The organism is Microbispora bryophytorum (assembly GCF_006874465.1).
GTDB classification, from domain to species: domain Bacteria; phylum Actinomycetota; class Actinomycetes; order Streptosporangiales; family Streptosporangiaceae; genus Microbispora; species Microbispora bryophytorum.
The window spans coordinates 168,413-193,350 of the sequence record NZ_VIRL01000005.1 but is presented as its reverse complement, the minus strand read 5'-3'; the positions used below and the strand labels follow the sequence as shown (position 1 = coordinate 193,350).

24 protein-coding genes are annotated in these 24,938 nt (G+C 70.5%); 7 read left to right on the top strand and 17 right to left on the bottom strand.

What is annotated here, in order from left to right; all coding sequences use genetic code 11:
* Positions 1-30: 30 nt before the first annotated feature.
* The 3 genes from FLX07_RS12825 to FLX07_RS12815 all read right to left on the bottom strand — a co-directional run bounded on the left by FLX07_RS12825 (position 31) and on the right by FLX07_RS12815 (position 2,210).
* Complete coding sequence (locus tag FLX07_RS12825; RefSeq protein WP_142570963.1) at positions 31-741, bottom strand: hypothetical protein; 711 nt, start codon at positions 739-741, stop codon at positions 31-33.
* Positions 742-1,005: 264 nt separating this feature from the next.
* The gene (locus FLX07_RS12820) at positions 1,006-1,965 is read right to left on the bottom strand and encodes a quinone oxidoreductase family protein (protein ID WP_142570960.1); all 960 of its coding nucleotides are present in this window, start codon (positions 1,963-1,965) and stop codon (positions 1,006-1,008) included.
* Positions 1,962-2,210: a hypothetical protein gene (locus FLX07_RS12815; protein WP_142570958.1), complete on the bottom strand. Its 249-nt coding sequence runs from the start codon at positions 2,208-2,210 to the stop codon at positions 1,962-1,964. Before FLX07_RS12815 ends, FLX07_RS12820 begins: the two co-directional genes overlap by 4 nt.
* 81 nt (positions 2,211-2,291) lie before the next feature.
* On the opposite strand from FLX07_RS12815, the gene FLX07_RS12810 reads away from it, so the two are divergent.
* The gene (locus FLX07_RS12810) at positions 2,292-2,924 is read left to right on the top strand and encodes a TetR family transcriptional regulator (RefSeq protein WP_142570957.1); all 633 of its coding nucleotides are present in this window, start codon (positions 2,292-2,294) and stop codon (positions 2,922-2,924) included.
* Positions 2,925-3,080: 156 nt separating this feature from the next.
* The gene (locus FLX07_RS38380) at positions 3,081-5,141 is read left to right on the top strand and encodes a cellulose binding domain-containing protein (protein ID WP_142570955.1); all 2,061 of its coding nucleotides are present in this window, start codon (positions 3,081-3,083) and stop codon (positions 5,139-5,141) included.
* Between the two features lie 171 nt (positions 5,142-5,312).
* Here the strand turns inward: FLX07_RS38380 and FLX07_RS12800 are convergent, their stop codons facing one another.
* A complete protein-coding gene (locus FLX07_RS12800; protein WP_142570953.1) occupies positions 5,313-6,770 on the bottom strand; it encodes an MDR family MFS transporter in 1,458 nt (485 codons plus the stop codon).
* Between the two features lie 90 nt (positions 6,771-6,860).
* Between FLX07_RS12800 and FLX07_RS12795 the strand changes: the two genes are divergently transcribed.
* Together FLX07_RS12795 and FLX07_RS12790 are read left to right on the top strand one after the other, a co-directional pair.
* On the top strand, positions 6,861-7,496 hold the full coding sequence (locus FLX07_RS12795) for a TetR/AcrR family transcriptional regulator (RefSeq protein ID WP_142570951.1): 636 nt from the start codon (positions 6,861-6,863) through the stop codon (positions 7,494-7,496).
* 106 nt (positions 7,497-7,602) lie between these two features.
* On the top strand, positions 7,603-8,175 hold the full coding sequence (locus FLX07_RS12790; protein ID WP_208762189.1) for an HAD domain-containing protein: 573 nt from the start codon (positions 7,603-7,605) through the stop codon (positions 8,173-8,175).
* Here FLX07_RS12790 and FLX07_RS12785 read toward each other — a convergent pair.
* The 8 genes from FLX07_RS12785 to FLX07_RS12760 form a co-directional block, all read right to left on the bottom strand.
* The gene (locus FLX07_RS12785; protein ID WP_223853403.1) at positions 8,129-8,818 is read right to left on the bottom strand and encodes a Clp protease N-terminal domain-containing protein; all 690 of its coding nucleotides are present in this window, start codon (positions 8,816-8,818) and stop codon (positions 8,129-8,131) included. The two genes, FLX07_RS12790 and FLX07_RS12785, sit on opposite strands and share 47 nt — an antisense overlap.
* Positions 8,706-9,269 (bottom strand): helix-turn-helix domain-containing protein, encoded by a 564-nt coding sequence (locus tag FLX07_RS37685; RefSeq protein ID WP_142571149.1) that lies wholly within the window; start codon positions 9,267-9,269, stop codon positions 8,706-8,708. The genes FLX07_RS12785 and FLX07_RS37685 overlap by 113 nt, the downstream gene beginning before the upstream one ends.
* Before the next feature lie 169 nt (positions 9,270-9,438).
* A complete protein-coding gene (locus FLX07_RS12775; protein WP_142570947.1) occupies positions 9,439-11,211 on the bottom strand; it encodes an ABC transporter ATP-binding protein in 1,773 nt (590 codons plus the stop codon).
* A complete protein-coding gene (locus FLX07_RS12770; protein ID WP_223853359.1) occupies positions 11,208-13,148 on the bottom strand; it encodes an ABC transporter ATP-binding protein in 1,941 nt (646 codons plus the stop codon). The genes FLX07_RS12775 and FLX07_RS12770 overlap by 4 nt, the downstream gene beginning before the upstream one ends.
* Entirely contained in the window at positions 13,132-13,875 is a 744-nt protein-coding gene (locus FLX07_RS12765; RefSeq protein WP_142570945.1) for an alpha/beta fold hydrolase, read from the bottom strand. Before FLX07_RS12765 ends, FLX07_RS12770 begins: the two co-directional genes overlap by 17 nt.
* Positions 13,872-14,012, bottom strand: a complete 141-nt coding sequence (locus FLX07_RS36420; RefSeq protein WP_167748218.1) for a hypothetical protein — start codon at positions 14,010-14,012, stop codon at positions 13,872-13,874. Before FLX07_RS36420 ends, FLX07_RS12765 begins: the two co-directional genes overlap by 4 nt.
* A complete protein-coding gene (locus tag FLX07_RS38375) occupies positions 14,009-14,140 on the bottom strand; it encodes a hypothetical protein (RefSeq protein ID WP_263407628.1) in 132 nt (43 codons plus the stop codon). The genes FLX07_RS36420 and FLX07_RS38375 overlap by 4 nt, the downstream gene beginning before the upstream one ends.
* Complete coding sequence (locus FLX07_RS12760) at positions 14,137-15,549, bottom strand: MFS transporter (protein WP_189104930.1); 1,413 nt, start codon at positions 15,547-15,549, stop codon at positions 14,137-14,139. The genes FLX07_RS38375 and FLX07_RS12760 overlap by 4 nt, the downstream gene beginning before the upstream one ends.
* A gap of 209 nt (positions 15,550-15,758) precedes the next feature.
* Between FLX07_RS12760 and FLX07_RS12755 the strand changes: the two genes are divergently transcribed.
* The gene (locus FLX07_RS12755; protein WP_142570943.1) at positions 15,759-16,325 is read left to right on the top strand and encodes a TetR/AcrR family transcriptional regulator; all 567 of its coding nucleotides are present in this window, start codon (positions 15,759-15,761) and stop codon (positions 16,323-16,325) included.
* Positions 16,326-16,430: 105 nt separating this feature from the next.
* Here FLX07_RS12755 and FLX07_RS12750 read toward each other — a convergent pair whose 3' ends face one another.
* The 3 genes from FLX07_RS12750 to FLX07_RS12740 form a co-directional block, all read right to left on the bottom strand.
* Positions 16,431-17,801: a phenylacetate--CoA ligase family protein gene (locus tag FLX07_RS12750; protein ID WP_142570941.1), complete on the bottom strand. Its 1,371-nt coding sequence runs from the start codon at positions 17,799-17,801 to the stop codon at positions 16,431-16,433.
* Positions 17,798-18,439 (bottom strand): TetR/AcrR family transcriptional regulator, encoded by a 642-nt coding sequence (locus FLX07_RS12745; RefSeq protein WP_142570939.1) that lies wholly within the window; start codon positions 18,437-18,439, stop codon positions 17,798-17,800. The genes FLX07_RS12750 and FLX07_RS12745 overlap by 4 nt, the downstream gene beginning before the upstream one ends.
* A gap of 154 nt (positions 18,440-18,593) precedes the next feature.
* Positions 18,594-19,235 (bottom strand): LysE family translocator, encoded by a 642-nt coding sequence (locus tag FLX07_RS12740; RefSeq protein ID WP_142570936.1) that lies wholly within the window; start codon positions 19,233-19,235, stop codon positions 18,594-18,596.
* A gap of 393 nt (positions 19,236-19,628) precedes the next feature.
* Between FLX07_RS12740 and helR the strand changes: the two genes are divergently transcribed.
* Complete coding sequence (gene helR / locus FLX07_RS12735; RefSeq protein ID WP_142570934.1) at positions 19,629-21,776, top strand: RNA polymerase recycling motor ATPase HelR; 2,148 nt, start codon at positions 19,629-19,631, stop codon at positions 21,774-21,776.
* Positions 21,777-21,956: 180 nt separating this feature from the next.
* On the opposite strand, the gene FLX07_RS12730 is transcribed toward helR, so the two are convergent.
* Positions 21,957-22,700 carry an SDR family NAD(P)-dependent oxidoreductase gene (locus FLX07_RS12730; protein ID WP_142570932.1) on the bottom strand — a complete coding sequence of 248 codons (744 nt, stop codon included), beginning with the start codon at positions 22,698-22,700 and terminating at the stop codon, positions 21,957-21,959.
* Between the two features lie 196 nt (positions 22,701-22,896).
* Between FLX07_RS12730 and FLX07_RS12725 the strand changes: the two genes are divergently transcribed.
* Positions 22,897-23,850, top strand: coding sequence for an RNA polymerase sigma-70 factor (locus tag FLX07_RS12725; protein ID WP_142570931.1), 954 nt, complete (start codon positions 22,897-22,899; stop codon positions 23,848-23,850).
* A gap of 39 nt (positions 23,851-23,889) precedes the next feature.
* Here the strand turns inward: FLX07_RS12725 and FLX07_RS12720 are convergent, their stop codons facing one another.
* The gene (locus FLX07_RS12720) at positions 23,890-24,915 is read right to left on the bottom strand and encodes a helix-turn-helix transcriptional regulator (RefSeq protein WP_142570929.1); all 1,026 of its coding nucleotides are present in this window, start codon (positions 24,913-24,915) and stop codon (positions 23,890-23,892) included.
* Between the last annotated feature and the right edge of the window lie 23 nt (positions 24,916-24,938).

The following is a 24,938-nucleotide window of genomic DNA, read 5'->3' as shown; positions in this document are numbered from 1 at the left end:
CGCGCCGCCTGACGCCTGCGGCGCCAGCCCTCACCCCGGCAGAACGGTCATCGACTCGGCGGAGAGCGTGACCTCGACGGTGATGTACGGGTTGTCCAGCCGCGGGAGCTGAAGCCCGCGCGTGAACTCCTCCGCATCGTCCGGCATCACCTTCGGCTGAACGACGACCTTGATGTGGCCGGTCTCGTCATCCGGGCGCGCCGTCATCGTGGCAACCTCGGAACGGGATCGGAGCCAGGAGACGACCGTGTCCTGGGCCCGCCGGAGCTCCGCGGCCGAGAATCCCTTGCCCCCGATCAGGGTGACTTCCAAGGGGAGGGTCCGGGCCAGCTCGATCGCGCGAGCCGGGATGGGACCCTTGAAGCCGACGCGCAGCCCCCGCTGGTCGTCGACGTATCCGACGCCGGAGATCTCGTCGGGGAACTCCGCGTTGAGTTGATCGATCACCCGGCTGTTGGACGACTGTGAGCCGAAGCGGTCGATGGCCTCCGCATAGGAGATGCCCTCCGATTCGGCGATGGCCCCGAGGTCGACCAGCTCGGCGTAGGGAATGCCGTCGATCGCCACGCCCGGGTCGGTCACCGCAGGGTCGTAACCCTCGAAATCCGTCCGCCTGGGCGACGAGGTGGCAGCCACCCGGGTCGCGTACCGCTTGACCAGCTCCTCCAGGGGCCGGCCCGACGACGCCGCCTCTCGCTTGAGCCGCTCCAGAGTGGGCCGGTGCACTGTGGTCCTGTGCACTGTGGGCTGATCGGCCCGGGACAACACGATCGTCTCGGTCCCGGCCGCAGCGGACATCGGACCAGCACCAGACTGGCCGCAGGCGCACAACGACACGAGCACCGCGACGACGGCCAAACGCGATCTCTTCATACCTGAGGGACGCGCCACCGGCCTGGACGGTTCATCCAGTCACCCCGTCCAGTACGGCGAAGCCCGTTCGTCAGAGTGCGCCTCCCGGGACGGTTCCGTCGATCACCGCTGGCCTGCACGTGGACGGGCCGGTCACGGCATCACGACGAGTCGCCTGCCTTTGAGGTCGGTTCGCTGCCAGGCGGTCTCGATGTCGCTCAGCGGGACCTTCTCCATGTCGAAGGTGAGCTCGCCGGACCGCGTCCACGTCACAATCCGCTGGTACGCCTCCTCCATGGTCCGCGGGTCGAGTCCCTTGGCCGCGCCGTAGATCTCCACGCCGGAAGTACGCAGGCTCGACGCGGCGAGGGTGAGTTCGGCGCCGGCCGACTCGCCGATCTGGACCACGCGGGTCGGCTTGCCAAACGCGAACGACCGCGGCACCAGCGCGCGCAGCAGGATCTCGCTGGGCCTGCCCCACAGGTAGTCGAGGACGACGTCGTAGCCGTCCCCCCTGGCGTCGAGGTAGGCCTGCGCCAGCGCCTCGTCGGAGACCGCGGTGTTGATCACCGCGTCGGCCCCGATGGCCTGCACCTCGCGCAACTGGTCGTCGTCACGGCCGGTGGCGACGATCCGGCCGGCGCCCAGCAGCCGGGCCACCTTGACCGCGAGCCGCCCGGCAACCCCGGTGGCGCCCAGCACCAGCACCGTCTCCCCGGGAACGAACCCCGCGGCCGCCTTCATCGACATCGCGGTGACCGCCGAGGCCATCACGCTCGCCACGGCCGGGTCGACCCCCTCGGGGATCGGCACGTAGGAGCCCTGGGGCACCACGGTCTTCTCGGCGAGCGCGCCGTAGGGCAGGCGGATGCCGCCGAACCCGACGAGCGTGCCGTCCGGGAGGGCGCCGACGCAGTCGAAGGCAGGGATCACCGGGAACCGGCCGATGTACTTCTCACTGGCATAGTGCGTGCCGGCCGCGATCGCCTTGTCGACGTTCTCGACGGCGACCGCCTTGACGTCGATGATCACCTCTCCGTCGGCGGCCACCGGATCGGGGAAGTCCTCATAGCGCGGGATGCCGCCGGCCTCGTGGAGCACCGCTGCCTTCATCCCAGTTCCTGTCCGAACAGGCGGGCGATCCGCGTCTGCCACGCGGTCAGGACGCGAGGCGGACGGGCCGGAGAGTGGTTGAACCCGTGATGGTGCGAGCGGCGGTGCGTGAGGGAGTCCTGCCACCCCTGAGCGTGGCGGGCCTGGCCCTGGTGCCCGGCCGGCCGCCCAGCGTGCGCGGGAACACCTGGAGTGCGGTGGGTCGCGCGGTGCAGCAGGTCGCGGAGCGAGTGCCGGTGTCTCATCGTTGCCTCCTCTGGCACGCGTTTCTCTATCATCGATAGGGAACCCTATCACTGCTAGAGTGCGCAAGGGAGGTGCCGGAATTGGCTCTGGACAAGCGGCGGATCGTCACCGAGGCGGTCGCACTATTGGACGCGGAAGGCCTCGACGGCGTGACCACGCGCAAACTGGCCGCCCGGCTCGGCGTACAGTCGCCGACCCTTTACTGGCACTTCCCGAACAAGGCCGCGCTGGTCACCGCGATCGCCGAGGCGATTCTCGAGCAGCAGTTCCCCGAGCTGGAGCCGCCCGCGCCGGAGGAGCGCTGGCACGGATGGCTGATCGGTCTGGCCGGGCGGCTGCGCCGCGCGCTGCTGGCCCACCCGGACGGAGCCCGGATCATCGCGGTCTCCCAGCTGTCCCTCAAGATGGCCGCCATCTCCGAACTGGCGATGAGCACACTGGTCGGGCGGGGCATCGCCCTGCGGCAGGCTCGCCTGATCGTGTTGACGGTGCTGCGCTTCACCGTCGGCTACGTCCTGGAGGAACAGGCCGGCCGCCCCGACGCGGACGCCCTCGACGGCTTCGACATGGCCGCGTACGCCGCGGCGTACCCCACCGTGATGGCCGGCGTGACCGAGTACTTCCAGCCCGGCCATACCGTCGACGATCTGTTCCGCGACTGCCTGGAACAGATCATCCATGGTCCTGCGGCGCAGTCCGGCCCCACATCCTGACCGCCCGGCCCGGCACGCTGCGGCGTTCTGCGTGAAAGTTGCACGACCCGCCTAACTCCGCCGCAGCTCAGGGCCCCTCCGGGGGCCTTCCGCTTGACCGTTTCAGTACGTCCTGATCACGATCGCACGGGCAAGATCCTCCAGAAAAGGGACGTAATGAGCACCCTGCGCATCGCCAGGCCGGCCATCGCACTCCTCACGGGCGCAGCGGTGGCCGCCCAGGTCCTCACCGGCGTACCCGCCGCGACCGCCGACACCGCGCCCGTCAACGTCACCGTCAACACCCGCGCGGGCCTGGCCGCCGCGTCCGACACCGCCGTCGGCACCAACCACGCGATCTGGGACAGCAACCTCGGCACGAACGAGACCGCCGACCTCCTCAAGGCCGCCGGCGTGAAGATGCTGCGCTACCCGGGTGGGTCGTACAGCGACATCTACCACTGGAAGACCCACACCGCGCCCGGCGGCTACGTCGCCCCCGACACCGACTTCGACACCTTCATCAGCGGAGCCAAGCGCACCGGCGCCCAGCCGATCGTCATCGCCAACTACGGCACCGGCACCGCCCAGGAGGCCGCCGACTGGGTCGAGTACGCCAACGTCACCAAGAAGTACGGCGTGAAGTACTGGGAGATCGGCAACGAGAACTACGGCAACGGCCACTACGGCGCCGACTGGGAGGCCGACGACCACGCCGACAAGAGCCCGGCCGAGTACGCCAGGAACCTCGTGCAGTACTCCGACGCCATGAAGGCCGTCGACCCCACCATCAAGATCGGTGCGGTGCTCACCACCCCCGCCAACTGGCCCGACGGCATCGTCGCCGCCGGCGACCAGGCCACCTGGAACGACACCGTCCTGTCGATCGCCGCCTCGAAGATCGACTTCGTCATCCTGCACTGGTATCCCCCGTACAACGACGTGGCCGACGTCCTCACCAAGACCGCCCACATCCCCGACATGATCTACCTGGTCCGCAAGCAGATCGCCAAGCACGCCGGCGCCCGCGCCGGCGACATCGGCATCGCGGTCACCGAGATCAACAGCGGGATCGCGCCGAACACCCAGCCCGGCGCACTGTTCGCCGCCGACGCCTACGCCGGTTTCATGGAACAGGGCGTGTTCACCGTCGACTGGTGGAACGTCCACAACGGCGCCGGCACCATCAGCACCGTCGCCGGCCACACCGACTACGGCGACTTCGGCATGCTGTCCAGCGGCACCTGCTCAGGCGACACCTGCGAACCCCCGCTCAACACGCCCTTCGCCCCCTACCACGCGCTCACCATGGTCAGCGCGTTCGCCCGCCCCGGCGACCGGTTCGTCCGCGCGGCCACCGATGAGCCGCTGGTCGTCGCGCACGCCGCCCGCCGCCCCAACGGCGACCTCGCCGTCCTGCTGATCAACCGCGACCCGGACGGCGAACACCAGGTGGAGATCGGCTACGCCGGGTTCACTCCCGCCGCCGCGGCGCCCACCGTGCAGACCCTCACCAACGGCGCCACCTCGGTCAGCACCGGCCACGCCGGCACCGCCACCACCCAGACCCTCCCGCCGTACTCGCTGACCACGCTGGTGCTGCACCCGGCCAGCGCCACCACGGGCGCCCCCGCGGCCCCCGGACAGCCCACCGCGAGCGGCGTCACCGACAAGACCGCCACCATCTCCTGGCCCGCCGCCGCCCCCGGCGCGAGCCCCGTCGCCAAGTACGAGATCCACCGCCAGAACGGCGCCGTCACCGAACAACTCGGCGAGACCCCCGGCACCTCCTTCACGGTCCGCAACCTCGTCCCCGGCGCCCGCTACACGGTCAACGTCGTCGCCCGCGACACCGCCGGCCGCGTCTCCTGGGCCTCCGCGCCACTCACCTTCACCACCGGCACCCCCGACGAGAGCTCCTGCGCGGTACGCCTGACGGACACCAGCGACTGGGGCAACGGGTTCGTCGCCACCGTGGACGTCACCAACACCGGAACGGCCGCCGTCGACGGCTGGACGCTCCACTTCACCTGGCCCACCGGATGGCAGACCGTCAGCAGCGGATGGAGCGCCAACTGGACGCAGAACGGGACCGCGGTGAATGTCACCAGCACCCCGGACAACGGCAAGCTCGCACCCGGCGCGAGCACCTCCATCGGCTTCGTCGGCGCCTACAGCGGCCCCAACATCCTGCCGACCGCCTTCACCCTGAACGGCACCCCCTGCACCGCCCAATGAGCCGCACCCGATGATCCCGGGTTGACCTGGAGCGCGCCGCGACTCCCCCGCGTGGCGCGCGGCTCGTAACGCCGGCCCGCCGACCGGCACCGCCGCCGTCAGCCGGCGCGTTCGACAACGTTCGCGCCGGCCAAGCTCTGGAACGCTGAGGCCTATTGTTGAACGGCTGAATTACTTCGGCTGCGCTGGGTGTGTCGTCAAGACATGACGCGACCGTGGGGCAGCCGGTCCGCGGCCCGTCGGCTTGCCGGCCGGGAGAACGACGGCGGGGACGACCGCGGCGACGGCGATGCCGGCCGCCCACCAGAACGCGCCCTGGAATGCGCCGGTGGCGCCCTGGCCGAGGAGCGACTGCAGGACGACGGCCACGATCGCCGTACCGAACGAGGCGCCCACCTGCTGGACGATGCGGCTGTTCATGGTGGCGTGCGGGATGCCCGCCGGTTGGATGTCCTGGTAGGCGATGGACATCGGCGGGATCAGCACCGCACCGATCCCCAGACCGCGAACCAGCAGCACGGCTCCCAGCCACCACAGGCTCGTGTCCGGCCCGGCGAGCGCGAACGGGACGGTGGCGACGGCGGCGAGCAGGAAGCCGGCGATCGTCACGGCTCGCGCCCCGAACCGGTCGACCACCCTGCCGATCAGGAAGCGCGAGGCGAGCGCGCCCACGCCCTGCGGGATCATCAGCAGCCCGGCGTCCAGCACGCTGTCGCCCCGCAGCTGCTGGTAGTACAGCGGCAGCAGGAACATGCCCGCGTACATCGCCGCGCCGGCGGTGAACAGGACCGCGGACGCGCTGCCGAGCGAGCGCACGCGCAGCAGCCGCACGTCGACGATCGGCTCGCGCTCGCCGGGCCGGGAGGCCCAGGCGATGAACCCGCCCAGCAGGACGACCCCGGCCGACAGCGGCACCAGCACCCCGGCGTGGCCGATCCCGCCATGCTCCGACAGCTGCGAGAGGCCGAGCAGGATCCCCGTCAGCGCCGGCGCGAGCAGCACCAGGCCGATCCAGTCCAGGCGCCCGCGCCCGGCGGAGGAGCCGGGACGGTCGGCGGGCAGGAACCGCCACGCCAGCAGCAGCCCGGCGGCGATCACCGGCACGTTGACGAGGAACAGCCAGCGCCAGCTCAGCCAGTTGAGGATCACGCCGCCGATCACCGGGCCGAGGATCGGACCAAGCGCGATCGGCAGGCTGACGGCCGCCATCAGCCGGCTGCTGACACGTCCGCCCGCGGCTCTCACCGCGAGCGTCTGCATCAGCGGGAAGATCAGCCCGGCCGAGAAGCCCTGCAGCGCCCGGAACCCGATCAGGCCGGCGTCGTTCCACGCCGCCGCGCACAGCACCGAGGCGAGCATGAACAGCACCAGCGCGGTCATCCAGGCCCGCTTGCCGCCCCAGCGGCGTTCCGCCCACCCGGTGACCGGGATCGCGACGGCCATCGCCAGCAGGAAACCGGTGGTGACCCACTGGATCGTGTCGGCGGTCGAGTGCAGCTTCACCGCCAGCGTGTGGATCGCCAGCGTGACCATCGTCGAGTCGAGGATCGCCGCGATCCCGCCCACGATCAGCGCGGTCAGCGCGTTCTTCACCTGCGGCGACAGCTTCGCCTCGGTGGTCTCTGTCATCGCCCCGCCCTCAGATTAAGAGTGGAATCCATCTCTTATGAGAGTAGGGTGCCTTTGCTAGGGAATGCAAACCTTCCTTATGATGGGGTCGTGACCACATCTGGCACCGAGCCCGCTCGCCAGCGCCGACGCGGGCCCGAGCTTGTGGCCGCGTTGCTGGACGCGGCCTGGGACGAGCTGGTCGAGGCCGGCTTCGCGAAGCTGACCATGGAGTCCGTCGCGTCCCGGGCCGGCACCGGTATCGCCGTGCTCTACCGTCGCTGGGCCAACAAGGACCAGCTCGTGCTCGCCGCGCTGGAGCACTATCGCAACAGCCACCCGGTCGACCTCCCCGACACCGGCACGCTGCGCGGCGACCTCCTCGCCGCGCTGACCGGCATGGGCGAGGCACGCGCCGGCTTCTCCGCCATCGCCGCGGCCACCGCCTTCTCGGGGCTGCTGGCCGACACCGGGCTCACCCCCACCCAGGTGCGCGACAGGATCATCGGCGACCAGCGGCTTCCACGCGTTCGGGCCATCTACCAGCGTGCCCATGACCGCGGCGAGATCGACCTGGAACGGATCCCTCCCGCGGTGCTCGCCATGCCGTTCGACCTGGTGCGCCACGACCTGCTCATGGACCTCGAGCCCCTGAAGCCCGCCCGCATCCGATCGATCGTCGACGAGCTCTTCCTGCCCCTCGTTCTCAGCCACCACAATGGGCCGGGTCAGGCGGGAGCCGTCTGACCGCACCGCCACCTCACTCCGCGGCCCACAGGAGTCGGCGCATGAACATCGCAACCCCTTATCGCGCGCACGCCAGGCATGCCGGCCGATGAACCGGCCGGTGTGATTGCTCGACGTCGACGGCGTGATCAACGCCTCCCGGCCCGGCTGGGGAGGCGCCCCGCGCAGCGGCACCGCCTACTCCGGCAGCGACGCCTACCGCATACGGTGGGCACCGGCTCTGCTCGACCGCATCCGCGCTCTGCACCGGGCGGGCGGTGTCGAAATCCGCTGGTGCAGCACCTGGTGCGCCGACGCCGACCAGATGGAACGGCTCTTCGCTCTGCCCCGCCTGACCCGCGCCTGGTCCGAGCAACTGTCCAGCACCGCCGCCGCGACGGCCAAACTCGCCGCCGCACGGCAGGTCCTGGCGCACGGGCGGGGGCTCATCTGGACGGACGACGTCGAAGTGCCCACCAGCGGGCCGGTCCACGACGAACTGACAAAGGGCGGCCGGGCCCTGCTGATCGCGCCGTTACCCAGCAGAGGTCTGCAGCCCGAACACATGGACGCTATCGAGGACTTCGTCTCCACCTCGATGACCGAAGCTCCCCGCTCTGCCGCGGACGCCACCCTCGCGGCCGTGGCCCCCCTTACTGCGTGTCGCGCCTGGCGGACCGCTTGGCGATCTCGGTCTTGACGGTCTCGTGCAGCTCGTCCGACGCGAAACCGAGGTTGCGCAGGATCTGCGCGGACAGGCTCTCCTCGACGCGGATCAAGCCCAGCAGCGTGTGTTCCGTGCCGACCCAGTCGTGACCGAGATCGGCCGCCGCGCGCGATGCCTGCTCGATGGCCTCCTTGCTCTCCGGCCGGAACGCGATGTGACCCCGCAGCGCCTTCTGCCCGGCCGGCGGCATCGCTTCCTCGATCGCGTCACGGATACGTTGCTCCGACTCGGTCTTCGCCACCAGCACCTCGTACGCCAGGCCCCGCGGCTCGCCGAGCAGGCCGAGCAGGATGTGCTCGGTGCCGATGAAGTCGTGCTTGTGCGTCCGGGCGGCCTCCTGCGCCAGCACGATGCTGTGCCGGTTCAGGTCGGTGAACCGTTCGAACACGTTGGGCGCGTGGCGTTGCTGGGCGGCCTGTTTGGACACCCCGATGGCGTCGCCGACCTCGCTCCACGACGCGCCGGCCTGCCTGGCCTTGCGGACGTAGTGGTCGATGAGCTGGTCACCGAGGTCGGACAGGGTCTGGGCACGCAGATGCGCCCCGGGGTCCCGGAATACCGCGGCGCCGGCCAGAGCGGTCGGGGCCGGCGCCGCAGAGCAGGAATATCGAACCAGGCCAGGCACCGCCTAACATCACCGGAGGCGCGTGTCCGAGGCGGTTCCACGCGAGGACGTCGGCACGGTGATCGATCACGATCGCCGGTGTTCCAGGCATGGCGGCGAGCAGTCCACGCACTGAGGGACTCAGCTTGCTTCTACGGGCACGAGGACGAGTCGGGCGTCGCGGAGCAGCAAGGATCCGCAGATGTTCGTGCTCAGCCGGAGAGAGCTGCAACGCCGCGGCCAGCGCGTCGATGACAGCACCAGAAGCGCTGCCACTGACCCCCTGCTCCAGGCGCGTGTAGTAGCCGATACTGACCCCGGCAAGTTCGGCCAGCTCTTCCCTGCGCAGCCCCGGGACTCGCCGACGAGTAGCGCAGGGCTCGATACCCGCAGCGTCTGGTGTCAGGCGTTCGCGTCGGCTACGCAGAAAGCCGCCGAGATCGTTCGCTCCTTTGTTGACCACCAGCCCATCGTCGCGCCGATCGCCGATTTCTGCCTGCCCCAAACACGGATACCTTCGCGGACCTCCCGTGCGTTACGCGCTCCTCTCATAAACGGTCCTTATGTCGAGGTCTTCGCGGTGGTACGCCCCTCCAACCGGGCGCGTTACACACACACCTTCGACTACGGGCTCAGACGAAGTACCGGGCCTGCAGGCGGAACAACTCGGCGTAAAGCCCACCGGCCTCACTCAGCCTGTCGTGAGTGCCGACCTCGACGACCCGGCCGCCGTCCAGAACCACGATGAGATCAGCCGCCCGGGCGGTGGTGAAACGATGTGTGACGAGAATGGTCACCCCGCCCTCCAGGCGGCTCAAGTCGGAGTACCGCTGGAACAGCCACTCCTCGGCCCGTGCGTCGAGACTGGCGGAGGGCTCGTCCAGGACCCTCAGCAGCGGCGCCTGCCGCATCGCCGCCCGGGCGTTGGCCACCGTCTGCCACTGGCCCCCCGACAGCCCCTTGCCGTCCCACGATTCTCGCCCGAGCCGGGTCTCCAGGCCCTCGGGCAGCGAAGCGAGAAGCTTGTCGCCGCCGGCCGTCCGCAGCGCCTCGAGGATCCGCTCCGGGTCGTCGCGATGCTCGAGCCAGCCCAGTCCGATCGTGTCCTTCAGGGACATCTCGATGTGTACCGGATCCTGGAAGGCCGCAGTGATCCGGGCGCGCCAGTCCTCCGGCGCGAACTGCGTGAGATCGGCCCCGTCCACCAGGACGCGCCCCGCGCTCGGCCGGTAGAGACCGCTGAGCATCTTGACGAGCGTCGACTTCCCCGCGCCGTTCTCGCCGACCAGGGCCACCACGGCGCCGGCCGGGAGTTCGAGGTCGATGTCGTTCAGTGAAGGCTGATCGCGGTTCCAGTACTGGAAGCTGAGACCCTCCACCTTGATGCCGCCGTCCAGCCGGGCCGGCACCGTCACCGGCGTGCTCGGCACGACGGCCGCCCGCTCCACTGCGCCGTCCTCCACCACGTCGAGGAACGCCCGGGCTGCCCGAAGCGACTCCAGCGTCCAGAAGGTCAAGGTCAACGAGCTCTGCACCTGCCCAGTGATCTGGCTCGCGACGGCGATGGCCGCGACGACGAGGCCGAGCGAGGCGTCCCCGGCCAGGCCGGCCCTCACCATCAGGACGATTGCGGTCGCGTACGCCAGCACGAAGAACAGCCAAGCCAGCGCGACCGGCACCCGGGTCCGTCGATCGGTCCGGGCGATGTCCTGGCCTGCGGAGTCCCACTCCTCGCGGTGCCTGCGCCGCAGCTCGCTCGCCAGTCCGAAAAGGCGGGTCTCGCGCCCGGGTGCGGCCGTGGTGGCGAGCGTGAACAGATGACCGGCCAGCCGGGTCCGGGGCGTGGCGCACTGCACGGCCCGACCGCGCTTCTTGTCCGCCGCCTGGGTGGCCAGCACCGCGGGGACGGCGAAAAGCGGTAGTACGGCGAGGATGGGAACGACCGAGGCCATCAGGACGGCCGAGGCGATCAGGGCCAGCGCGGCTCCGGCCAGCCACAGCAGCCGGTCGAAGGCCGGCCCGATGTCGCCCCGCGCACCACGGACCGCCGCCGCCTTTTCCGAGCGGCTCGAACGCTCGTGGATCTCCAGCGTCGGCGTGGTGCCGACGACGTCGATGAATTGGCGCTCGACTTCGTTCTGGATCTCCTCCTGCAGGCGAAGGCGGGTGAAATAGCCGGCGATGAAGGTGCCCTGGGTGAGCATCACGAAGATCGCCACGCACAGCGCGAGTGTCACCGCACCGCTGATCGATTGCCGGCTCGCCACCTCGCTGAACAGTCCGAGCAGCACTGCGAGGCCGACCCCGGTGACCTGTTCGAGAATCGCCACCGCCACCACGAGCAAGGACCGGACCCAGTCGATGCGGGGTCCGGTCGTGAGAACAAAGCGCAGGGCGCTGATCAAGACGGTGTCTCCTCGAAACGCTTCGCCTGCAGGCGGAACAGCTCGGCGTACCGGCCGTCGGCGGTGATCAGATCCTCATGCGTGCCATCCTCGACGATCTGGCCGTTATCGAGCACGACCACCCGCTCCGCCTTGCGCACGGTCGCGAACCGATGCGAGATCGCGATGGTGGTGGCGCCCGCGGTGAGCTCGTGGAACGTGTCGTAGAGCTGGGCCTCGGCGCGGGCGTCAAGGCTCGCGGCCGGCTCGTCCATGATCAGCAGCCGTGCGCCGTGCCGCAGACCGAACAGTGCCCGGGCGATGGCGATGCGCTGCCACTCGCCGCCCGACGCGTCGACCCCGCCGTCGAAGCCACTGGACATCACCGTGTCCCAGCCCTTTGGGAGTCCCTCGATGATCTTCAGGAGCCCGGCCTGGCGCGCCACAGCCCGCAGGCCCTCCTCGTCGTCCGCATTGGCCAGGGAACCGAAGGCGATGTTGTCCCGCACAGTCAGCTCATAGCGGCCGAAGTCCTGGAAGACGGCGACCACCTGACGCTGCCAGCTCTGGCGATTGGCGTCCTCGATCGGGGTCGCACCGACGCGCACGCAACCCCCGCTCGGAGCGTCCAGGCCGGCGATGAGCCGGGCCAGTGTGGTCTTGCCGGCCCCGTTGAGACCGACGACGGCGAGCGACTGACCCGCGGGAATGGCGAGATCGATGCCGTGGAGCACCTCGCCGGAGGCGCCACCGTAGCGGAAGCGCAGATCCTCGCAGGAGATGGTCGCGACCGGCGCCGACCAGGGATCGGTGTCCGGCCCGACCGGCGTCGCCACGACCGGAAAAGCGAACGCCTCGGCGGCCGCCTTCGAGCCGAAGCCGATGCGGAGGTCGTCCTCGTCCGCCCGGAGCACCTGGAGGAGTGCCCGGACGGCAAGGCCGCCGAGCGCCAGATCACCCACCGTCGAACCTCCGGTTGCCGCCCGGTATCCCAGGTAGTAGAAAACCGAGGCGACCGTGACGCCAGTGACCACAACCACAATGACGACGAACAAGCGATGCTCACGCCGCCGTTGCCAGACCTCCATCATGTTCACGCGCCACTCCGCCTGGTAGGCATCGCGGAAAAAGGCCGCGAGGCCGAAGAGACGGACCTCCCGGGCCACACCCGGCGTGGTCGGCACGTCCCGCAAGTAGGACGTACGGCGCAGTTTCGTCGTCTGACTCACGGTCTCGATGACGGCGATCCGGTAGTTCCGGACCAGCCGGGAGTGGATCACGACGAAGACGGCGAAGACGATGAGCCCCAGCCCCCAGGTGACACGGGTAAGCAAAGCCGCGGAGCCGATGCTGCTCACCCACAGCGAGGCCCTGGTGGAGAAGCCGAAGATCGCTTCCCCGGGCGGCATGTCGATGGTCCCGTTGCCCCGGGCGCGCTCGATCCGGCCGAGGTAGGCCGGATCCTCGAGGTGGCCGATGGTCGCCGGCCCGGAGGCGGCCATCATCACTCGCTCGCTGAGCCGGCCGGTGACCCGGCGGCCGAGTGCCCGGCCCAGAGCCGTCCGCGCAGACTCGGTGATATGAGTGAGGAAGAACAGCACGACGATGAGGACGACCCAGCGATAGCACTCCCGCGCCGCCGGGGTGCCCAGCCCTTGGCCGATCGCCGAGGTGAGCCCGTCCACCAGCTCACCGATCCCAATGGTGATGCCGACCGGGGCCGCGCCGGCGAGGACGGCCAAGACCGCGGTCAGGGTGGTCAAGGCCGGTGCCACGGAGAAGGAGTATCCGACCAGGGCGGGCATCACCCACCTCGTCGCCGGAGACGGCAGGCGACTCGTACGCGCGGTCATGCCTGCCCCCCGCCTTGTTTGCTGGTTTTTCGCGGATATCGCGGCGATCTCTTTATTCTGCGACAAGCGGGCGCCTTTACAAAGTAGATCAGGATAGGAACTCAACAAGCAGACGGGCGACCTCGGCGGGGCGCTCCAGGCTCGGCAGGTGGCCGGCCCAGTCGAGATCGAGCAGCGTCGCATCCGGCAGCGCCTCCGCCATGTGACGCCCGCTCTCCCGGAAGTACGGCAGGTCGTGGCCGCCCGTGACCACCAGCGTGGACGCGGTGACCACCGTCAGATCGATCGGCTCCCTCCGCCGCTCAGGCAGCGGATCGGCGGCCAGTTGCACCTCGAACGCGTGCCGCTGCATCGCCGCCAGCCGCGCCCTGGTCGGCTCGTCCGCCTCGGGACCCAGCCACGTGCGGACGTTGAGGTCCACCGCTCCCCCGACGTCGCCCGCCTCGATCAGCCGGTCCTCCTCTCCCCCGAACGCCTCAAGGTCGGGGGTCGCCGGCAGGCCACAGCCCGCGTTCAGCAGCACGAGCCGCGAGACGAGATCGGGATGACCGGTCGCGAGCTCCAGCGCGACCCGCCCGCCGTACGACGATCCGACGAGTCCGACCCGGCGCAGCCCGAGCGCCGCGAGCAGATCCGCGACATCGCCGGCGTCCGAGTACGGCCCCTCGGACGTGCACGGCGTGTGCCCGTGTCCCCGGAAGTCGAGCCGGATGAGGCGGAACCGCTCCCCTAGCGGCTCCCACTGGGGATCCCACATGCCCGAGTCGGCGACGCCGGAGTGCAACAGGACGACGGGCTCACCGGAGCCCCGCTCCTCGTGCCAGACCGTCACCGGACCTCCAACCCGACGCGGACGCCGAGGGCGACCACGACGGCCCCCGGGGTGGGGAGGCTCTTGACCGGTTCGGGGGCTTCCGCGCGGCCGGCCACCGTGCGCTCTTCGATGGATACCTGGGTCACGTGGTTCAAAGGGACTTCTCCTGTTCGTGCTCGGCGGCGATGCGTTCGATGCCGGCCGGGGCGCGCCGCAGCCGCTCCACGTCGGCGTCGTCGAAGCGCTGCCGGATCACCCTGGCCAAGGCGGTTGTTGTCGTCATCGGCTGTTCACGGATGCCTCGTTCGATGTGATGATCGCATCTGGATCGGTGGAACGTTGCGGCGCCGCGGAGCCTTCCGCGGGCTTGGACCTCGCCAGCCACAGGCCGGTGAACACGGCGGTGGCCAATGTGATGGCGCCGGCCGCGACGAAGGCGCTGTCGATGCCTGCCTCGAAGGACGCGCCGCCGGACTGCCGGGTGCGGACGATGGCTCCGAGTACCGCCACGCCGAGCACCGCGCCGATCTGCCGGGTCGTGCTGCTGATGCCAGAGGCGAGGCCGCCTTCCTGCGGGCTGACCGCTTCGATGGCGGCGCCTGTCAGCGGGGACATGGTCAGGGCGAAGCCGATGCCGACGATTCCCAGCCGCCACCACACGTTCCCGTAGCCGGTGTCGGCGTGCACCATGCCGAGTGCCAGCAGTCCCAGGCCGGCCAGGGCCAGGCCGGTGGTGACCACGATTCGGAAGCCGTACCGGGCGGCGAGCCGGCCCGCGAACGGGCTGACGATCACCATGGCGAGGGAGGCGGGGAGGGTCTGCAGGCCGGCGCGCAGGATCGAGCTGCCCTGGACGTACACGAAGAACTGGGAGAAGAAGAACGACGAGCCCATGAGCGCGAACCCCACCACGATCATGGCGGTGTTGGACACGGTGAACAGCCGCTGCCGGAACAGCCGCAGCGGCAGCATCGGTGCCGAACAACGCGCTTCGACGGCGACGAAGGCGGCGAAGAGGATCACCGCGGCGGCGAAGCCGCCCAGGATCACCGGCGACGTCCAGCCGCGGGCACCACCCTCGATCAACCCGTAGGTCAGCGCCCCCACCGCCAGAACGGACAGCACCGTCCCCGGGACGTCGATTGCGGGGGCGCTCGGATTGCGGGCCTCTTCAAGGTGGCGCAGGCCGACCAGCAGAAGGATCACGCCGATGGGCAGGTTGACCAGGAAGATGGCGGACCAGCCGAAGGCATCTGTCAGCACGCCGCCGGCCACGGGGCCCGCGGCCAGGCCGATTCCGCTGAATCCGGCCCACAGCCCGATCGCCTTGATTCGTTCTCGCGGCACGGGATAGGCGGCGGCGAGCAGGGCCAGCGAGGCAGGGCTCAGCGCCGCGGCCCCGATGCCCTGCAGCACCCGGCCGGCGACCAGCCAGCCGACCGAGGGCGCGAGGCTGCACAGCACCGACGCGGCGGTGAACACCACCACGCCGGTCAGGTACACCCGCTTGCGGCCGAACCGGTCGGCGAAGATTCCGCCGGACAGCAGCAGCATGGCGACCAGCAGTACGTACGCGTCGACGATCCATTGCAGACCGGTCAGCTGAGTGTGCAGCCGGTGCTGCATATCGGGCAGCGCCGCTCCAACGATCGTGTTGTCGAGCAGGACCATGAATTGGCCTAGGCAGGTCACCGTGAGCAGCACGGCCCGGTTCGATCGACTGCCTACGGCCGCATGCGATGCGGTTATGGGGATTCCTCTCAATCGTGGAGTTGCGCCCGGCCACGGCTGACGCGGGTGGCGATACACCTGAGCGCTCTAAAGCAGTCAATGACTGCGTTAGGAGACCATAAGGTGGATTGCCATACAAACGCAAGTCGCGACTGCGTTAAGGTGATGGCATGGACGAGCGACAGCGGGCCCGACGGCCCGGCGGGCGCAGCGCCCGCGTCGGCGCGCAGGTGCACCAGGCCGTCACCGAGCTGATCAGAGAGCACGGCTACGGCAACTTCACCGTCGGCGAGGTCGCGGCCCGCGCGGGCGTCGCCGACAGCAGCATCTACCGCCGGTGGGGCAGCCTGGAAGCCCTGCTCACCGACGTGGCGCTCACCCGCCTCAACACGCGGTCGCCGATGCCCGACACCGGGAGCCTGGCCGGCGACCTGCGCACTTACGCGGCCAACGTGGCCCGCGAGATCACCGGACCCGACGGTCCGGCGGTGCTGCACCTGGCCGTCGCCCTGTCCGGCCACGGTCAGCAGGGCCGGCAGGCTGGTGACGACCTCCGCGCCGAACGCATGCGGCAACTGCAGTCCATGCTCGATCGCGCCCGCGAACGCGGCGAGCACGCCCCCGACGCGTTCGGCGTGCTCGACCACATCCTGGCCCCGATGTACATCCGCGTCTTGTTCGGCATGGGCCCGCTCACCCCGGACTACATCGACGGGCTGGTCGACCGGCTGCTGTGACCTCGGAAATCTCACATGCCCGAGTCGGCGACGCCGGAGCGCGACAGGACGACGGGCTCACGTACGGTGAGCGTGGTTCGGGGGCGAGGCCGGCCCGCACCGCAGTCAGCGGGCCAGGGGGATGACCCTGCGGAACTTGCCGCCGGCCGACTGCTCCGGCTGCTCCTCGGCGCGTTCCAACGCGACGTGCTCGGCCCTGTGTCCGGCCAGCAGGCGCGAGAGCTCCTCGCGCACGGTCCGCCACACGTGATCGGGATCGGCGCCGTCCGCCTGCTTCAGCCGCACCCGCAACGTGGCCGGCGCGCTCTGCACGACCTGGAACTGCGCGATGCCGGGGACGCGGTCCAGCAGCGTGCCGAACACCATGGGGGAGATGCGGACGTGCCCGCCGTCACCGGCGGGGAACTCGAGCATCTCCGCCGCGCGGCCCTGCACCTGGACGGCGGGCAGCGGACTGCCGCACGGGCAGGCGTCGGGCCGCACCAGGACGTTGTCGCCCAGGTCGTAGCGGAGGATCGGCTGGACCCGGTTGGCGAGATTACTCAGCAGGACGGTGTGCGAGGGCCGCCCCGGCGGGACGGGCCGGTGGTCGGCGTCGACCGGCTCCAGCACCGCCCAGTCGGTGTTGACGTGCAGCCAGTTGTGCGCGCAGCCGTAGGCGAGGAAGCCGCACTCGGTGGCGGCGTAGGCGGAGCGGACCTGGGCGTGGAACGCGGCGGCGATCCGGGCGCGGTTCTCCGCGGTGAGCGCCTCGCCGCCGGCGATAACCATCCCCGGGTGGATGCGCAGGCGGCCGGCCTCCTGCTCGCCGGCGAGCAGCCCGAGCATGCCGGAGAAGCCGGCGAGCGAGCTGGGGTTGTATCGGTTCAGCCCGGCGGCCAGTTCCGGCAGCGGCATGTGGATGGAGAACTCCCGCAGCATCCAGCCCAGCCGCGGGTGGTCGCGCCGGAACCGCGCGGCCCCGGCGACGGTGGAGAAGTGGCCGGGCGGCGCGGAGACGATGGCGGTGCGGCCGGCGCCGCGCATGAGGCGCACGAGGTCGCCGACCCCCAGCCCGGCTCGCGCGCGCCGCCCGACCGCGTTGCCCACGGCCACGCTCCGTTCGTCCTGCAGGAAGATGCCGCGCAGCCCGCTGGTGCCGGACGTGGTGGCCACGAGGTACCGCCCCTGGAAGCGCTCGCCCACGAGGGCGGGATCGGCGACGAACTCCCGGGCCTTGGCCAGCGTCACGTCCGGGTCGGTGACCCAGTCGTCGAAGCGCGCCATGAGCGCCTTCTTGCCGGTGACCGGGAGCCGCGCCGGGTCGTCGATCTCGTCGGGCAGCGCCCGGTACAGCTCGCGGTAGTAGGGCGAGTGGGCGCGGGCATAGGCCACAGCCTCGGCCAGGCGGGCCCGTTGCCGCCGCGCGATCCCCTCGGGGCCCTCGCGCAGCGCCCGCCGCGCGTCGCGGGCGAGGCTCCGTTCGTTCTCTGTCATGACGGGTCGCTCCCTTCTGCGGCGTCCGCGCGGACCGAGAGCAGGCCGCGCGCGGCGACGTCGAGGCCGTGCCGCGCGGCCTGCCACAGCTCGTCCTGCGACCGGCCGAGCTCGACGCTCGCCAGGCTCGCCTGCTGAACGGCGCCGATCAGGGAGCCGGTCATCGCGGCGGCGGTGATCGGATCCAACTGGTCCGGGAACGCCTTCAGCAGTTCGCCGGCCATCCTCCGCTGCAGGTCCAGCATCAGGTACAACCCCTTGGCCTGCAGCGCCGGCGTCGTCATCATCAGGCGGACCCCCGCCGACAGCTCCTCGGGCTCCTTGCGGGGCACCTCGGGGCGGCGCCGGGCGGCGTACTCCTGCACCGCCCTGGTCAGCAGCTCGCCCGGGCCCTCCTGCGGCCGCGGCGCCGCCAGCGCGCCGAGCAGCAGGTCGAAGATGTGCTCGGTGTCGGCGAACACGACCTCGTCCTTGGCGCGGAAGTAGTTGAAGAACGTCTTGGGGTCGACGTCCGCCGCCACGGCGATCTGCGCCACCGTGGTCTGCTCATATCCCTGCTCGGCGAACAGCCTCATCGCCGCGGCGACGATCCGCTGCCTGGTCAGCCGCTTCTTACGATCGCGGCGCGATTCCTCCATGCGCAAAACATACATCACATGGAAGTTTCCAGAGACTGGAGGATGTATCGAGCCGGCCGACGCGGCCGCGCGTTCACGAACCGCGATCGTGCTTTCTCACACAGCTACTTCGGGGCCGGGGACACCTTCGGGAGCGGAGGGCCATGCCGGACCGTCACCGCACCTCCAACGCGACGCGGACGCCGAGGGCGACCAGGACGGCCCCCGACACCTGTTCCAGACGACGCCGGACCGCGGGTCTGCCGAGCACGGCACCGGCGCGGCCGATCAGCCAGATCACCCCGACGTACCAGACGACGTCCACGGCCACCCAGATCCCGGCGAGCAGCGTCAGCGTCAGCGGAACGTGGGCGCCCTGGGGTACGAACTGCGGCAGGAACGACATCGCGAACACGGCGGCCTTGGGGTTGGCGCCGCACGTGGCGAGCCCGAGACCGTACGAGCGGCGCAAGCCGCCGCCCGTGGTCCGCGCCTCGCCCCCGTCGTACGGCACGGACGCGTCGAGGGGCACGGGCGCGCGCCTGGCCTTCCACAGCGACTGGACGCCCATCACGACCAGGAGCGCCGCGCCGACCGCCTTCATCGCGCCGTACGCCACCTCCGAGGCCAGGACCAGCGCGGACAGACCGAACACGGCGGCCATCGCCCACAGGAAGATGCCGGTTTCGTTGCCGAGGAGGGCGGCCGCTCCGGACGAGCGCCCGGCCCTGAGCGTCTGCCGCAGGATCACCGCGGTGCTGACACCCGGGATCATCGCGAGCAGGAGGCAGGAACCGACGAAAGCAAACCAAACCATATGCTCATCGTCCTGGCGGGAGTCCGAGCGCCACAACCGGATTCCCACCCGGCGCACCGCGCCGCCGTAGCCGGGCTGAGGCGGCCGGAAGGTGACGGGGCAGGAAGGGTTGTCCGTCCGCAGCGGACGATGCGAGGAACGGGGAGGCTCCGCTCCCCTCCACTCTCAACGTATAGCGGCCAGGGGGACTTGCGGCAAGACCCCGGTCGTGCCGCACAATCGTCGGCCGGAAGCAGCGCCGGCGGAAAACGGGGGATGCGAACGTGCGTATGGTGTCGTGGACTTACGGATCAGGGAGGCAGCGTTGCCCGTCATGGCCACCAGGCCGTCACGGCGGTCCGGGCGCCTTGGTGCGCGTAACGGTCGCAGCCGACCCAGATCGGAGCTGATAGCGTGAACCCGCTGCCCACCAGCGCGTTCGACCTTCCCGACCGCCTCGCCCACAAGGCCGATCCGAAGCTGATCGCCGCCGACGAGCGGCACTTCGCAGCCATCGCGGCCAGCCTCGACCAGTCGATCGCCGACCTGGCCGGCCGCCTCGACGCCGAGCTCAGGGCGCCCGGCGGCAGAGGCCGGCAGGCGATGGACCGGGACCTGGAGGTCCATCGGCTGACCGCGCGCCTGCGCGTGCTGCGTCGTTTCGGTCTGGATCTTTGTCTCGGGCACATGGTCGGCGAGGACGACCCCGAGCCCGTGTACATCGGACGGCTCGGCCTCGCCGACAGCGCGGGTCGCCGGCTGCTGCTCGACTGGCGCTCCCCCGCGGCCGAGCCGTTCTTCGGAGCCACCCACGCCAACCCGATGGGCCTGACGAGCCGCCGCAGGTATCGCTGGAGCCGCGGCCGGATCAGCGACTACTGGGACGAGGTGTTCACCCCGGACGGGTTCGAGGGGCACGCCGCGCTCGACGACCAGTCGGCTTTCATCGCCAGCCTCGGCAGCAGCCGGTCGCCACGGATGCGCGACGTGCTCGGCACCATCCAGGCCGACCAGGACGCCGTCATCCGCGCGGGGTCCCAGGGCGCTCTCGTGGTCGACGGCGGCCCGGGAACGGGGAAGACCGTCGTCGCGCTGCATCGCTCCGCCTATCTCCTCTACTCCGATCCCCGCCTCGGTCACCGCCGGGGCGGCGTGCTGTTCGTCGGCCCGCACCAGCCCTATCTGGCGTACGTCGCCGACGTCCTGCCCAGCCTCGGCGAGGAGGGCGTGCAGACCTGCACCCTGCGGGACCTCGTCCCCGAGGGTGCGGCGGCGGCGGTCGAGACCGACCCGGACGTGGCCCGGCTCAAATCGTCCGCGGATCTGGTGAAGGCGATCGAGCCGGCCGTCAGGTTCTACGAGAATCCGCCCGCCACGGGGATGACGGTCACGACCCCCTGGTCCGGCATCTGGCTGAGCGCCGAGGATTGGGCCGAGGCGTTCGAGGCACCCGACCCGGGCACTCCGCACAACGAGGCGCGCGACCAGATCTGGGCGGAGCTGCTCACCATCCTGGTGGACAAGTACGACGGCGACACGCCCGCCGACCTGCTCCGCAAGTCGCTGCTGCGCAACAGGGAACTGCTCACGACCTTCAACCGCGCCTGGCCGCTTATCGAACCGAACGATCTCGTCGGCGACCTCTGGTCCGTGCCCGCCTATCTGCGGTTGTGCGCGCCCTGGCTCAGCCCCGAGGAGATTCGGAAGCTGCAGCGCGCGGACGCCCACGCCTGGACGGTGTCCGACCTGCCGCTCCTGGACGCCGCGCGACAGCGGCTCGGCGACCCGCAGGCGTCACGGCGCAAGCGCCGGCGGGACGCCGCCCTCGCCGCCCAGCGCGAGCAGATGGCCCAGGTCGTCGAGAACCTGATCGAGGCCGACGACGACGGTGAAGGCCTCGTGACGCAGCTGAGCCGGGAGGACCTCCAGCGAAATCTGGTCGACGAGTCCGAGCTGCCCGCGCTCGACGCGGACACGCTCGCCGGTCCGTTCGCGCACGTCGTCGTTGACGAGGCTCAGGAGCTCACCGACGCGGAGTGGCAGATGCTGCTGCTGCGCTGCCCGTCCAGGAGCTTCACCATCGTGGGAGACCGCGCCCAGGCCAGGCACGGGTTCACCGAGTCGTGGCAGGAGCGGCTCAAGCGGGTCGGGCTCGACCGGATCGAGCTCGCGTCCCTGAGCATCAACTACCGGACGCCGGAAGAGGTCATGGCGGAGGCCGAGCCGGTCATCCGGGCCGCGCTCCCCGACGCCAACGTGCCGACCTCCATCCGCAGCGGCGGCGTCCCCGTCGTACACGGATCCGTTGCGGAGCTGAGCGGGATCCTCGGCACCTGGCTCGCCGAGCATGCCGAAGGGACCGCATGCGTCATCGGCGATCCCGCGTTCGAGGAGACCTCCCGCGTCCGGTCGCTGACCCCGGAGCTGTCGAAGGGGCTCGAGTTCGACCTGGTCGTCCTCATCGACCCCGAGAGGTTCGGCGAGGGCGTCCAAGGAGCGGTCGACCGCTATGTCGCCATGACCCGGGCGACCCAGCGACTCGTCATCCTCACCAGCTCCTGACCGCCGACCGGGGGCGACGGCCCTGTCCGGCTCGCGCGACGGCCTTATCCGGCTCGGGGCGGGGCCAGGCTCGGATCGCACGAGCCGGGCTCCTTCCTCCCCTCGCCGGAGGCGACCGCGAGGTCACCGGGTGCGCGGCGGCGCCCAGGCGCTGCCGCTGGCCGCCGTCACCAGGCGCCGTCACCAGGCGACGGGACCGAGGCGGTCGGTGAAGATCCCCGTCGGCCCGTCGGCGCCGATCATCGCGAGCCCGATGATCGAGTCCGTGCCCTCGGTGACCGTCAACTGACCGGTGTGATTGTTCATGTCGGTGGCGGCGAAGGTTCGGTTCGCGACCTCTCCGGGAGTGGTGGCGTTGAACTTGATCTTCGGAATGGCTTGGGCGTACCGGACGGTGACCATATTCAGCGCCGCTTTCGACGAGGTGTAGGCGAGCTCGTGCATCCTCGAGACGGGCTGCTCCGGATCGGTCACGACCGCGAAGGAACCACCGGCGCTGGACACCATCACCACCCGCGGATGGTCCGCCGCCTGCAGCAGGGGAAGGAACGCGTGCGTGACCCTGATCGGCCCGTACACGTTGGTTTCGTAGACGGAATGGATCTCGTCCACCGTCGCGTCCGCAGGCGGGACGACCCCTCCCGGCGCGCCGGCATTGTTGATCAGGACATCCAGCCGGTCGGTGTGCTCCCAGACGAGCCGTACGGCGCCGGCCACCGACTCGTCCGAGGTCACGTCCAGTGGGACCATGATCACGTTGACGCCATTGGCGGTCAGCTTGTCGGCGGCCGCCCGCCCCCGGCCCTCGTCACGCGAGCCGAGAAAGACCGTCCACCCCTCTTCCCCGAGCCGCCGGGCCGTCTCGAAACCGAGTCCCTTGTTGCCTCCGGTGATCAGCACTGAGGTCTGCTCCGAGTTCGTCATCCGTCCTCACCCCTTGGAGTCACATGCCGCGCGGATCGTCCGCGCGGCGTCCTGACGAACACGAGATGCCGCTGCCCCGCTCCCTGTGACGGCACGGTTGTGTGACATACGCCACCGGTCACCGCGGTCACACAGCCGCGAGCACCGGCATCTTGTGCGTGTGGCACAGTCGAGAGCGATCAGGCAGGAGCCGGTGATGAGCGGAGGACAGGTGGACGCAGCCAAGCCGCTTGTGTGCGGGGAACCCACGGACCCGGCCACGGACCCGGCCACGGACCCGGCCACCGGGGCGTTCGTCGACCACCGCAACCTCTTGTTCACCGTCGCCTACGAGATGCTCGGTTCGGCCGCCGACGCCGAGGACGTGCTGCAGGAGACCTGGCTCCGATGGGTGGGCGTCGATCTCGGCACGGTGCGGGATCGGCGTGCGTACCTGGTGCGGATCGTCACCCGCCAGGCGCTGATCCGGCTGCGTGCGCTGGGGCGGCGCAGGGAGTCCTACGTCGGCCCTTGGTTGCCCGAGCCGCTACTGACCGCGCCCGACGTGGCCGAGGACGTCGAACTCGCCGACAGCGTCTCGATGGCGATGCTGCTGGTGCTGGAGACGCTGTCGCCGACCGAGCGGGCGGTGTTCGTGCTGCGCGAGGTGTTCGACCTCGACTACGACGAGATCGCCGAAGCCGTCGGCAAAAGCCAGCCCGCGGTCCGCCAGATCGCCCACCGCGCACGCGCACACGTCGCCGCCCGACGCCCCCGCGACACCGTCTCCCCGAACCAGACCCGCGAGGCCCTCCATGCCTTCCAGCAGGCGGTGGAGACCGGCGACCTGCAGAGCCTGCTCGACATCCTCGCCCCCGACGTCGTCCTCCTGAGCGACGGCGGCGGCATCAAACACGCCCTGCTCCGGCCCGTCGTGGGGGCCGGCAAGGTGGCTCGTCTTCTGGCCGCCGGCCTGGACAGGTTCGGCACCGAGGTGTCGGTCGAGCCGGTGGGGGTCAACGGTCACCCGGGTCTTGTCATGCGGATCCACGGGGAGATCGACGGCGTCGTGGCGATGCGAATCGAGGGCGGCCTCGTCACCGGGGTCTACTTCGTCCGCAATCCCGACAAGTTGTCGCATGTGGAACGAGAGACCTCACTGAGCCGTTGAGCAGCGGAACGACCGGCAGTCCGGGCCGGTGCCGGCCGCTTAGCTTTCGCCTGCGGCGCCGGTCTCGCCTGCCGGGACTGGGCCGCCGCCCTCCGGGACCGCGCCGTACACGCGGGACAGGTCCGCGACCGCCTCGGCCATCAGTGCGCGGAGATCGGCCGGCTCCAGCACCTCGACGAGGGCGCCCATGCGCAGGAACAGCCACCGGGCGTGCGTGAGGGACTCGATCGGCAGCGTCAGCCGGGTCCAGCCGCCGGGCTCCGGCCGCCCGTCGGCCAGCGCCTTGTCGACCACCTCTCCCCCGAGGGTGTATCGGAGCAGATCCTCCGCGCCCGGCGCGAGCCGCACCACCGCCTCTGCCGTGTACATGCGTGAGGCGAACTCCGCGGCGAAGCCGCGCCAGAACGCGGCGAGATCGAAGTCCTGCGGCCGTTCGAAGCGCTCCGGCAGCACCTCGGCCTCGATGATCCGGCTCACCCGGTAGGTCCGCACCGTGCCCGAGCAGGCGGCGGCGAGATACCAGGAGCCACCCTTGAGAACCAGCCCGTAGGGATGCAGCAGCCGTTCCACCTCGGCCGGCCCCCACCGTCGGTAACGCAGCCGGAGGACGCGCTCCTCCCACACCGCCTCGGCGACCTCCGTGAGAAACGGCGCCTCGTCGGCGCCGCGATACCAGCCCGGCACGTCGAGGTGGAACCTCTCCCGCATCCTGGCCGCGTGGGAACGCGGCTCGGGCGGCAACGCGGCCAGCAGCTTCAGCTCCGCCGCCGCGGCGAAGTCGGCGAGCCCGAGTTCGGCGGCCGGGCCGGGCAGGCCGGCCAGGAACAGCGACGACGCCTCCTCCACGGTCAGCCCGTTCAGGCGGGTACGGTAGCCGTCGAGCAGCCGGTATCCGCCGAGCGGCCCGCGGTCGGCGTAGACGGGGACGCCGGCGGCCGACAGGGCTTCGACGTCCCTGTAGACGGTGCGGACCGACACCTCCAGCTCTTCGGCGATCTCTGGCGCGGTCATCCTGCCGCGGGTCTGCAGGAGGAGCAGCAGAGACAGCAACCGGCTCGCACGCATGTGACCCAGTGTGCCACCTTTAC